The organism is Streptomyces sp. CO7 (genome assembly GCF_053474865.1).
Map to the genome: position 1 here is coordinate 40,558 of NZ_JBRIOU010000001.1, position 10,345 is coordinate 50,902.

The 10,345-nt window shown below is 73.4% G+C and carries 10 protein-coding genes; 2 read left to right on the top strand and 8 right to left on the bottom strand.

Annotated features, from left to right (window positions below):
- Positions 1–164: 164 nt before the first annotated feature.
- From ACOV8S_RS00170 to ACOV8S_RS00180, 3 genes are read right to left on the bottom strand one after another with little or no spacing between them, the layout of a single operon-like run.
- Positions 165–1,355: a dipeptidase gene (locus ACOV8S_RS00170; protein WP_448315129.1), complete on the bottom strand. Its 1,191-nt coding sequence runs from the start codon at positions 1,353–1,355 to the stop codon at positions 165–167.
- The gene (gene purE, locus ACOV8S_RS00175) at positions 1,352–1,879 is read right to left on the bottom strand and encodes a 5-(carboxyamino)imidazole ribonucleotide mutase (protein ID WP_448315131.1); all 528 of its coding nucleotides are present in this window, start codon (positions 1,877–1,879) and stop codon (positions 1,352–1,354) included. Before purE ends, ACOV8S_RS00170 begins: the two co-directional genes overlap by 4 nt.
- Positions 1,876–3,021, bottom strand: a complete 1,146-nt coding sequence (locus tag ACOV8S_RS00180; protein WP_448315132.1) for a 5-(carboxyamino)imidazole ribonucleotide synthase — start codon at positions 3,019–3,021, stop codon at positions 1,876–1,878. Before ACOV8S_RS00180 ends, purE begins: the two co-directional genes overlap by 4 nt.
- Positions 3,022–3,203: 182 nt before the next feature.
- On the opposite strand from ACOV8S_RS00180, the gene ACOV8S_RS00185 reads away from it, so the two are divergent.
- On the top strand, positions 3,204–3,722 hold the full coding sequence (locus ACOV8S_RS00185; RefSeq protein WP_448315134.1) for a GtrA family protein: 519 nt from the start codon (positions 3,204–3,206) through the stop codon (positions 3,720–3,722).
- Between the two features lie 75 nt (positions 3,723–3,797).
- Here ACOV8S_RS00185 and ACOV8S_RS00190 read toward each other — a convergent pair whose 3' ends face one another.
- Positions 3,798–5,072: an ATP-binding protein gene (locus ACOV8S_RS00190; protein ID WP_448315136.1), complete on the bottom strand. Its 1,275-nt coding sequence runs from the start codon at positions 5,070–5,072 to the stop codon at positions 3,798–3,800.
- 12 nt (positions 5,073–5,084) lie between these two features.
- Positions 5,085–5,762 (bottom strand): response regulator transcription factor, encoded by a 678-nt coding sequence (locus tag ACOV8S_RS00195; protein ID WP_166022251.1) that lies wholly within the window; start codon positions 5,760–5,762, stop codon positions 5,085–5,087.
- Between the two features lie 545 nt (positions 5,763–6,307).
- On the opposite strand from ACOV8S_RS00195, the gene ACOV8S_RS00200 reads away from it, so the two are divergent.
- A complete protein-coding gene (locus ACOV8S_RS00200; RefSeq protein ID WP_448315138.1) occupies positions 6,308–7,795 on the top strand; it encodes a peptide MFS transporter in 1,488 nt (495 codons plus the stop codon).
- 646 nt (positions 7,796–8,441) lie between these two features.
- Here ACOV8S_RS00200 and ACOV8S_RS00205 read toward each other — a convergent pair.
- From ACOV8S_RS00205 to ACOV8S_RS00215, 3 genes are all read right to left on the bottom strand, one after another.
- On the bottom strand, positions 8,442–9,383 hold the full coding sequence (locus ACOV8S_RS00205) for an aminoglycoside phosphotransferase family protein (protein WP_448315140.1): 942 nt from the start codon (positions 9,381–9,383) through the stop codon (positions 8,442–8,444).
- A 39-nt stretch (positions 9,384–9,422) separates the two neighbouring features.
- Positions 9,423–9,851, bottom strand: coding sequence for a ferritin-like domain-containing protein (locus ACOV8S_RS00210; RefSeq protein ID WP_448315142.1), 429 nt, complete (start codon positions 9,849–9,851; stop codon positions 9,423–9,425).
- A gap of 19 nt (positions 9,852–9,870) precedes the next feature.
- Positions 9,871–10,345, bottom strand: a 475-nt coding sequence (locus ACOV8S_RS00215) for a hypothetical protein (RefSeq protein ID WP_448315144.1), incomplete at its 5' end; no start/stop codon positions are given.

Below are 10,345 nucleotides of genomic sequence, written 5' to 3' on the forward strand. Positions count from 1 at the left end.
TACCGGGGCATGGGCCGCCCCGCCGCCTGACCCTCCTGCCCCGCTGCCTCCCCTGCCTCCCCTGGCAGGGGTGGAGGTTCGTGGACGCGACAGGTGAGCCCCGGATGTGCTGCTGAAGCAGCGCATCCGGGGCTCACCTGTAGGGCACACCCAGTACGTGGCCTCTACGCGTCGATCGTGGTGATCGTCGCGTGGGAGGGGGCGGTGGTGGTGCGGAGGTCGCGGGAGACCGCTTCGGCGTCGCGCAGGAGGCGGACGGCGTTGCCCCAGGTCAGCTTGGCGAGGTCGTCGCGGGACCAGTTGCGGTCGAGGAGCTCGGCGACCAGGTTCGGGTAGCCGGCGACGTCGCGCAGGCCGTCCGGGGTGAACGCCGTGCCGTCGTAGTCGCCGCCGATGCCGATGTGGTCCACGCCGGCGACCTCACGCATGTGGTCGAGGTGGTCGGCGACCGTGGAGACCGTGGCGCGCGGGCGCGGGTGGGCCTCCTCGAAGGCCTGGTGGACCTTCATCGCCTCCGGGGTGGTGTCCAGGTGGTGGAAGCCGTGCGCCCGCAGGTTCTCGTCCGCCTCGACCGTCCAGTCCACCGCGGCCTGCAGGACGAACTTCGGCACGAAGGTCGCCATGGCGACGCCGCCGTTGGCCGGCAGCCGCTCCAGCACGTCGTCCGGGATGTTGCGCGGGTGGTCGCAGACCGCGCGGGCGGAGGAGTGGGAGAAGACCACCGGCGCCGTGGAGGCGTCCAGCGCGTCCCGCATGGTCGACGGGGAGACGTGCGAGAGGTCGACCAGCATGCCCTCGCGGTTCATCTCCCGCACCACCAGCCGCCCGAAGGCGGTGAGCCCGCCGTGCCGCGGCTCGTCGGTGGCGGAGTCCGCCCAGTCGACGTTGCTGTTGTGGGTGAGGGTCATGTACCGCACGCCCAGCGCGTACAGCATCCGCAGCGCGCCCAGCGAGTTCTCGATGGAGTGGCCGCCCTCGGCGCCCATCAGCGAGGCGATGCGGCCCTCGGCGCGGGCGGCCTCCAGGTCGTCCGCGGTGTACGCGGCGCGCAGGTCGCCCGGGTACCGGTCGAGGAGCTGCCGCACGCAGTCGATCTGCTCCAGCGTCGCGGCCAGCGGGTACGGCTGCTCGTAGGGCACGTACACCGACCAGTACTGGGCGCCCACGCAGCCCTCGCGCAGCCGCGCCAGGTCGGTGTGCAGCGCGGTGCTCTGGTCGGCGGCGATGTCGCGGGCGTCGAGGTCGTAGCCGACCTGCTCACGCAGCGCCCACGGCAGGTCGTTGTGGCCGTCGACGACCGGGAACTCCCGCAGCAGCTCGCGGGCGCGGGCCAGGGATGCCGGGGAGGCGCTCACCGGCCGTTCCCGGAGCCGGTGCCCATGGCCTTGGCGCGCAGCCGGCGGCCCTTCTCGGTGGCCTGGTCGTTGAGCTCCTGCTGGAACTCGCGCATTCGCTCCAGCAGCGCGGCGTCGTGCGCGGCGAGGATGCGGGCGGCCAGCAGGCCGGCGTTGCGGGCGCCGCCGACGGAGACCGTGGCGACCGGCACGCCGGCCGGCATCTGGACGATGGAGAGCAGCGAGTCCATGCCGTCCAGGTACTTCAGCGGCACCGGCACGCCGATGACCGGCAGCGGCGTCACCGAGGCGAGCATGCCCGGCAGGTGGGCGGCGCCGCCGGCGCCCGCGACGATCGCCCTGAGCCCGCGCTCCGCGGCCTGCTCGCCGTAGGCGACCATCTCGCGGGGCATCCGGTGGGCGGAGACGACGTCCACCTCGTAGGGGATCTCGAACTCGTCGAGGGCCTGGGCGGCGGCCTCCATCACGGGCCAGTCGGAGTCCGACCCCATGACGATGCCGACCAGCGGCGCTTCGCTGCTCATTCGGTGACGATTCCCCTCAGGTAGTGGGCCGCGTGCGTGGCGCGCTCCAGGACGTCGTCCAGGTCGGCGCCGTAGGTGTTGACGTGACCCACCTTGCGGCCGGGCTTCACGTCCTTGCCGTACATGTGGATCTTCAGCTGGGGGTCACGCGCCATGCAGTGCAGGTACGCCGAGTACATGTCGGGGTAGTCGCCGCCGAGGACGTTGACCATCACGGTCCAGGGCTGGCGGGGGCGCGGGTCGCCCAGCGGCAGGTCGAGGACGGCCCGCACGTGGTTGGCGAACTGCGAGGTGACCGCGCCGTCCATCGACCAGTGGCCGGAGTTGTGGGGGCGCATCGCCAGCTCGTTGACCAGGATGCGGCCGTCGCGGGTCTGGAACAGCTCGACCGCGAGGTGGCCGACGACGCCGAGCTCCTTGGCGATGGTCAGCGCCATCTCCGCGGCCTCGGCGGCGAGGCCGGCGTCGAGGTCCGGGGCGGGGGCGATCACGGTGTCGCAGACGCCCGCGACCTGGCGGGACTCGACCACCGGGTAGGCGACCGCCTGGCCGTGCGGGGAGCGCACCACGTTGGCGGCGAGCTCGCGGACGAAGTCGACCTTCTCCTCGGCCAGCACCTCGACGCCGGCCTTGAAGGGCTCGGCGATCGCCGCGTCGTCGGCGCCCTTGATCACCCAGACGCCCTTGCCGTCGTACCCGCCGCGCACGGTCTTGAGCACGACGGGGAAGCCGTCGCCCTCGGCGGCGAACGCCGCGACGTCGGCCGGATCGGCGACGATGCGGTGCCGGGGGCAGGCCACGCCGATCGCGGTGAGCTTCGCCCGCATCACGCCCTTGTCCTGGGCGTGCACCAGGGCGTCCGGACCGGGGCGCACCGGGATGCCGTCGGCCTCCAGGGCCCGCAGGTGCTCGGTGGGCACGTGCTCGTGGTCGAAGGTGATGACATCGCAGCCGCGGGCGAACGCGCGGAGGGTGTCCAGGTCGCGGTGGTCGCCGATGACGACCTCGTTGACGACCTGGGCCGCGGAGTCCTGCGGGGTGTCACTGAGCAGCTTGAAACGGATGCCGAGCGGGATGCCTGCCTCGTGCGTCATACGCGCGAGCTGGCCGCCGCCGATCATGCCGACTACCGGGAACGTCACGCGTCAAGGGTATCGGGCGCGCGTTCCGGTTCCGCTTTCCGGCCCCGCGGGCGGAAACCGGTCACGCGAGTACCACTTCTGCCCGACTTCCACACGCCCCCGTCGTTGCGCGCGCGAGGCCGGAGAGGCCGTGGTTAGCATGACTGAGTTGACGTCGATCACATGAACGGGGCTGGGCCGCGATGGGCAGAGAGCTTCCTCGCACCGCCGCGCCGGACGGATTCCGCCGCCGCCTGCGCGCCCTGTGGCGTGAAATCGTCAAGTTCGGAGCGGTCGGCGGGGCCGGTCTGCTGGTCAACTTCGCCGCGTTCAACGTGCTGCTGCACATGGGCGTGCGCCCCGGCCGGGCCGGGGTGGCCGCGACGGCGCTGGCCATCGCCTTCAACTACGTCGGATTCCGCTACTTCACCTACCGTGACCGGGACCGCGGGCACCGCACCCGGGAGATGACCCTGTTCCTGGCGTTCAGCGCCGTCGGCCTGGTCATCGAGAACGGCGTGCTCTTCCTGGCCACGTACGGGATGGGCTGGGACACCCCGCTGGAGAACAACGTCTTCAAGTTCGTGGGCGTCGGGGTGGCCACGCTGTTCCGCTTCTGGTCCTACCGCACCTGGGTCTTCCGGACCCTGCCCGAGCCGCCGGACCGCCCGTCACGGGTGCACCCGCAGGGGCGCGCCACGCAGCGGGTCGGGCGGCCGTAGCGGCCCGCCCGCCCCGGCCCGTCCGGGCCCCGGCGGCTCATCGGCTTTCAGCGGCTTTCAGCGGCTTTCAGCGGCTCAGCGGACCGTCGGCCCCGAGGGCTTGGAGCTGGGGCGTCCCGGCTGCGGCCGGCTCAGGAAGAGACCGAACACCGGCGGCTGCGCCTGCAGCATCTCCAGCCGCCCCCCGTCCGCCTCGGCGAGGTCGCGGGCGACGGCCAGGCCGATGCCGGTGGAATTGTGCCCGCTGATCGTCCGCTCGAAGATCCGGGCGCCCAGGTCGGCCGGGATGCCCGGCCCCTCGTCGGTCACCTCGACCACCGCCTGGTTGCCCACCACGCGGGTGCGCAGGGCCACCGTGCCGCCGCCGTGCATGAGCGAGTTCTCGATCAGGGCGGCCAGCACCTGCGCCACGGCGCCGGGCGTGCCCATCGCCTCCAGGTGCCGCTTGCCGGAGCTGACGATGGCCCGGCCGCCGCTGCGGTAGGCGGGCCGCCACTCGGCGATCTGCTGCTGGATGACCTCGTCGATGTCGAAGGAGACCGCGGAGCCGGTGCGCGGGTCGCGCGAGTTGGTGAGCAGCCGCTGCACCACGTCGGTGAGCCGCTCGACCTGGGTGAGCGCGATGGCGGCCTCCTCCCGGGCGGTCTTCAGGTCGTCGGTGAGGGTGATCTCCTCCAGCCGCATGGAGAGCGCGGTGAGCGGCGTGCGCAGCTGGTGGGAGGCGTCGGCGGCCAGCCGCCGCTCGGCGGTCAGCATCCGGCCGATGCGTTCCGCGGACCGGTCCAGGACGTCGCCGACCCGGTCCAGCTCGGGCACGCCGTACCGCTTGTTGCGAGGCCTGGGGTCGCCGGAGCCGAGGCGTTCGGCGGTCTCGGCGAGGTCGGTGAGGGGGGAGGCGAGCCGGTTGGCCTGGCGCACCGCCAGCAGGATCGCGGCGATCACCGCCAGCAGAGCCACGCCCCCGATGATCAGCAGGGTGCGCCCGACCTCGCGGGTCACCGTGGAGCGGGGTTCCTCGACCCGGACCGTCTCGCCGCCCTCGCCGCGGGTGGTGGCCTGGATGACGTCGCCGGACGGCTTGTCGCCGACCTCGATCACCCGGCCGCCGGGGAGGGTGATCACCGCGTGCCGTCCGGCCTCGACCTGGTTCTCCAGGATGGCGGCGCTGACGTCCTCGTCCCCCAGGACCCGGGCGTCGACGATGCTCGCCAGCCGCACCGCCTCGGACTCGACCCGCTCCTGGGCGCTGGCGCTGATGGTGCGGGTCTCCACCAGGACCAGGGAGACGCCGAAGACGGCGATCACCACGAGGACCACGAGGAGCGTGGACTGGATGAGGCGGCGGCGCATGGGTGAAGGGTGTCAGCTCTTCTCGAAGCGGAAGCCCACGCCGCGCACGGTGGCGATGTAGCGGGGGTTGGCCGCGTCGTCGCCGAGCTTCTTGCGGAGCCAGGAGATGTGCATGTCGAGGGTCTTGGTCGACGACCACCAGGTGGTGTCCCAGACCTCGCGCATCAGCTGGTCCCGGGTGACGACCCGGCCGGCGTCGCGGACCAGCACCCGCAGCAGGTCGAACTCCTTGGCGGTGAGCTGGAGCTCCTCCTCGCCCATCCATGCGCGGTGCGACTCGACGTCGATCCGCACGCCGTGGATGGCGGGCGGCTGCTGCGGCTCGGCGGCGCCGCGCCGCAGGAGGGCCCGGACCCGGGCCAGCAGCTCGGCGAGCCGGAACGGCTTGGTGACGTAGTCGTCGGCGCCCGCGTCGAGGCCGACGACGGTGTCCACCTCGTCCGCGCGCGCGGTCAGGATGAGGATGGGCACGCTGAGGCCCTCGGCGCGGAGCCGGCGGGCGACCTCCAGGCCGTCCATGCCGGGCAGGCCCAGGTCGAGCACGACCAGGTCCACCCCGCCCCGTACTCCGGCGTCGAGGGCGGCCGGGCCGTCCTCGCGCACCTCGACCTCGTAGCCCTCCCTGCGCAGCGCGCGGGCCAGCGGCTCAGAGATGGACGAGTCGTCCTCGGCGAGCAGTACACGGGTCATGGGGTGATGGTAGTCCCGCCCCCGCGATCACCGGAGCCCGCCTTCGCGCCGCATTTTCCGGGCGGCGGGGGCCGCCGGTCACTCGTCGCGCCGCCCTCCTCCTCCGTCGTCCTCCGCGTGCGACCGGCCCGGGGTTCCGCTTACGACCGGCCCGGACAAGAAGCTGCATGGGGCACGGATATCATGAGAGCGGACGAGATGACAGAGGTGTGATCATCACCTCAAATGCCCCCTATATCCCCATTGACACGCCTTCCTGCTGTCTAATGGCTCTGGCCTCATGGGCAGTCTCCGCGCATCCGCGCCGGATGCCGCTCCTGGGTGCGGGCCGGTTCCCAAGCCGGCCCTGACAGTGACAGACCTGTGGCCGGGTCCCTCGCGTCGACGACGACGCCCGGGGCGTGGATCCCGGAGTCGTCCTCCCGCTCCCCCACCCATGGAGCGTTCCTCCCCGCGGCGGGACCTGGGCGGACGACACCGGTGCCGGCCTCCCCCCACCGGGCGCGCAGCCATCCCCTCGCGCGTCCCGACAGCAAGGAACGATCATGGCGTCCAGCCTGACGGAGTCCTCGGCCCCGGTGCACGGGCCCGACAAGACTTTCTTCGGCCACCCGCGCGGACTGGCCACCCTCTTCATGACCGAGATGTGGGAGCGCTTCTCCTACTACGGCATGCGCGCGCTGCTCCCGCTGTACCTGGTGGCGGAGGAGGGCCTGGCCCTCGGGGCCACCACGGCGGTGGCGATCTACTCCGTGTACGTCGCCACGGTCTACCTGCTCGCGATGCCGGGCGGCTGGTTCGGTGACCGCGTCTGGGGCGCCCGCAGGACGACCGCGGTCGCGGCCGGCATCATCATGGTCGGCCACCTGCTGCTGGCGCTCCCGCTGAACGCCATCTTCTACGTCGGCCTGCTCTTCGTCGCCGTCGGCTCCGGTCTGCTGAAGGCCAACATCTCCACGATGGTCGGCCACCTCTACGACGGCCCGGACGACCCGCGCCGCGACGGTGGCTTCACCCTCTTCTACATGGGCATCAACATGGGTGCCTTCGCCGCTCCGCTGATCATCGGCACCATCGGCCAGACGGTCAGCTGGCACCTGGGCTTCGGCCTCGCCGCGGTCGGCATGGGTCTGGGCCTGCTGCAGTTCCTGCTCGGCACCCGTCACCTGGCCCCCGAGTCCAGCGTCGTCCCCAAGCCGCTGTCGCAGGTCGAGCGGGCCGCCACGCTGCGCAAGGCCATGATCTGGCTGCTCGTCGCCGTCGTCTTCTACGGCATCGTCACGCTGACCGGTTCCTTCACGCTGAAGTGGGCCACGGTCCCGCTGCTGATCCTCGGTCTGGTCGTCCCGGTCTCGGTCCTGGTCCGCATCAAGCGGGACAAGGAGCTGACCGCCACCGAGCAGTCGAAGGTCTCCGGCTACGTGTGGTTCTTCGTCGCCGCCGCCATCTTCTGGATGATCTACGACCAGGGCGGCTCGACGCTGTCGCTGTTCGCGGACGAGCACGTCGACAACCAGGTCTTCGGCTGGGAGTTCCCGGTCTCCTGGTTCCAGTCCGTCAACCCTGTCCTGATCATGGCACTGGCCCCGGTCTTCGCCACGATCTGGCTCTCCCTGGCCCGCAAGGACAAGGAGCCGAGCACCATCGCGAAGTTCGCGGGTGGTCTGGCTCTGGTCGGCATCTCCTTCTTCGTCTTCATGCTGCCGCTGGTGGCCTCGGGCGACGGCAAGGTCTCGCCGTGGTGGCTGGTGCTCATCTACTTCTGCCAGACCGTGGGTGAGCTGATGCTCTCGCCGGTCGGCCTGTCGGTCACCACGAAGATGGCGCCGGCGAAGTACGCCTCGCAGATGATGGGTGTCTGGTTCCTGGCCGTCACCGCGGGTGACGCGGTGACGGGGCTGGTCGCCGAGGCGGGGGTGAACCTGGACCGGACCGGGTTCGTCGCCCTCGAGGCGGCGCTGGCGGTGCTGGCCGGGTTCGCGGTCTACATGTACCGCGGCAAGGTCAAGCAGCTCATGGGCGACGTCCGCTGACGTCCCCACTCACCCCGAAAGGGCCCTCCCGTTACCCACGGGAGGGCCCTTTCGCGTTTCCCGGCGGGGGGCGAGCCCCGGCCCCTGCGGGCGGTCCGGTTCCACGCGGTCCCGCGCTACGCGGTCCCGCGCCCTGCGGGCAATCGTGCCGCTCGGGCGGCACGGGTGGGCGCAGGGCCCCACGTCCTCACGCGACGGCCAGTACCCCGGAACCTCGGATCCCTCCTGGGAAGGGGGCGGGTCGGGGGAACAAAGCGGTGCCGGCCGCCAGGGCTCGGGCTTGTGCCGCGCTGCGGTTCGGGTCCCGTTGCGGACGGTGCGGCCGGCTTACGCGGGGTGGGGGAGCCGCTCGCCACGGAGGCTGGGGCCTGCGCCCGCCCTCCCCCAAGCTCTCGGCTTCGCTCGAGCAGGTGGGGGTACCCCCGGACGAAGTCTGGGGGAGTACCCCCATCGCCCCCTGGGCGGCCCAGCCGCCCGCAGCACGGCAGGTATGGCGCGCAGCTGGGCCTCGCGCCGGTATGGCGGAGGGCTGGCGCCCGCGCAGGACGGGCCGGCGGCTGGGTCTCGCGCGGGTATCGCTGGCGGCCGGGCCTCCGCGCGGGAGGTCGGGTGCGGACGGCCGCGGGGTCCCGTGGGGCGGGCGGGGTCAGAGCCAGGTGGCGAATTCGAGGAGCCAGTCGGCGTCACGGGGGCGGCCGACGCGACGGGCCCGCAGCCCGGACTCGACCGCACGGAAGACCGTCCACCCCCGCAACCGCTCCCGGTCCACCTCCAGCGACTCCGCGAGCCGCTTGACCCGGCGCCGGGTCGTCGCCGCCCCCGACGGCATCGCGATCAGGTCCTCCACCCGGTCCCGCACCAGCCGCGCCAGGTCGAACGCGCACTCGCCGACCACCGGGTCCGGGCCCACCGCCAGCCACGGCATCCGCTCCCCGCCCAGCACCTTGCTCTGCCGGAACGTCCCGTGCAGCAGCAGCCGTTCGGGCGGATCCGCGAGCAGCTCCGCCCGCAGCCCCAGTGCCGTGTCGACCAGGGCGGCGGCCTCGTCGTCGGGGCCCACCAGCGCCCCCCGCATGGCGTCCGCCTGCCGCCCCGTCCGCTCCTCCACCGTCTCGAACACGTGGTCCGGCGGCGGCTCGACCCACAGCCGCCGCAGCGTCGCCGCGCCCTCCAGCAGCGCCTTCGCCTCCGGCAGCGTGCGGACCGACACGTCCGGGTTCAGCCGCTCGAGCAGCAGCACCCCGTGACCCGTACCGTCCGCAGTCCCGTCCCCCGCCCCGGACGCCGCAGCGGTCCCGCTCTCGAGCAGTTGCGCCGCGCCCAGCCCGTGCCAGTGCGCCAGCGCCGCCCGCTCACCGGCCGGCCGCGACCGCCGCGGGATGAGCTTAAGCACGGCCGGGGAGCCGTCGGACCGCCGCACCAGCACCACCAGCGAGCTCCGCCCGCCCGGCACCTGTACCCGCTCCACGGACAGCGCGAGCGCCTCCACGGCGCGGTCCAGGGCCTGGGGCAGCCCGCGCAGCCAGTCCTCGCCGCCGGTGGTCTCCGCCAGTGCCCTGACCAGGCGTGGCGGCGGTTGGAAAGCCATGCGTGCGTCGTTCCCCTTCTGCTGTGCCCGGTCCGTCCCTCACGCCATTTCGGCGAGACCTGGGAAGGCTACGCCGCCGCCGCGCCAGCGGGCCGCCCGGATCGCCGCGTCCCGCAGCGCGTCGGCCGCCGCCCGGCGCCGTTCGCCCCGGCCGGCGCGCACCAGGTCGGCGTAGACCCCCGCCAGCCGGTCTTCCAGCTCGGCGGCCAGCCGGACCGCCGCCGCGCCGTCCGGCACCTCGAACGGCAGCGCGTAGGCCGCCTCCGCCGCCACCGGCTCGCCGCCCAGGTCGCGCACGGCACGGACCAGGCCGTCCCGGCGAGCGCGGTGCGCCTCGAACGCCTCACGGGCCTCGGACCGCCGGTCGTCGCCGACCCGTCCGCCGACCACGCCGTAGCCGTAGACGGCGGCGTGCTCCGCCCGCAGGGCCGCCTGCGTGGCCTCCAGGCTCATCCCGGACCTCTCCATCTCCTGGTCCCCTCGTCCTCTAGTCCCCGGTCAGCAGGTAGACGTGCACGGCCCCGGCCGCCGCGACCGAGGCCAGCAGCCGGGCCGGCTCTCCGCCGAGCCCGGACAGCTCCCGGGTGCGGCGCCCCGCCAGGTCCCGCTCGGCATCCGCGACCAGGCGCAGCGCCTGCTTCTCCTCGCCGGGCACCGCCGGCCCGGACGCGGACGGCACGGCGGCGCCCGCTGACGGCGCGGCGGCGCCCGGCGCCGAGGCGGAGGGCGCCGCCGCGGAAGGGGAGGCGGCGGACACCGAGGGGGAGGGCGCCGCCTTCGGCCCCGCGCGTTCGGCGAGGACCTCCGCGTGCCGCAGCGCGGTGTCCCGCAGCGGCGTCAGCCGTGCCCCGAGACCGGGGTGGGCGGCCAGCACCGCGTCGTACAGCGCCGCGAGCCCGGTGCTGTCCGCCGCGGCCCGGGCCAGCGCGAGCTCGTCGGCCGACGGGGTCCGGCGGGCGACG

Coding starts and splice junctions, on each gene's coding strand:
- ACOV8S_RS00195 (WP_166022251.1), bottom strand. CDS start 5,762: ATGACCCGTGTACTGCTCGCCGAGGACGACTCGTCCATCTCTGAGCCG.
- purE (WP_448315131.1), bottom strand. CDS start 1,879: ATGAGCAGCGAAGCGCCGCTGGTCGGCATCGTCATGGGGTCGGACTCC.
- ACOV8S_RS00200 (WP_448315138.1), top strand. CDS start 6,308: ATGGCGTCCAGCCTGACGGAGTCCTCGGCCCCGGTGCACGGGCCCGAC.
- ACOV8S_RS00210 (WP_448315142.1), bottom strand. CDS start 9,851: ATGGAGAGGTCCGGGATGAGCCTGGAGGCCACGCAGGCGGCCCTGCGG.
- ACOV8S_RS00205 (WP_448315140.1), bottom strand. CDS start 9,383: ATGGCTTTCCAACCGCCGCCACGCCTGGTCAGGGCACTGGCGGAGACC.
- ACOV8S_RS00190 (WP_448315136.1), bottom strand. CDS start 5,072: ATGCGCCGCCGCCTCATCCAGTCCACGCTCCTCGTGGTCCTCGTGGTG.
- ACOV8S_RS00185 (WP_448315134.1), top strand. CDS start 3,204: ATGGGCAGAGAGCTTCCTCGCACCGCCGCGCCGGACGGATTCCGCCGC.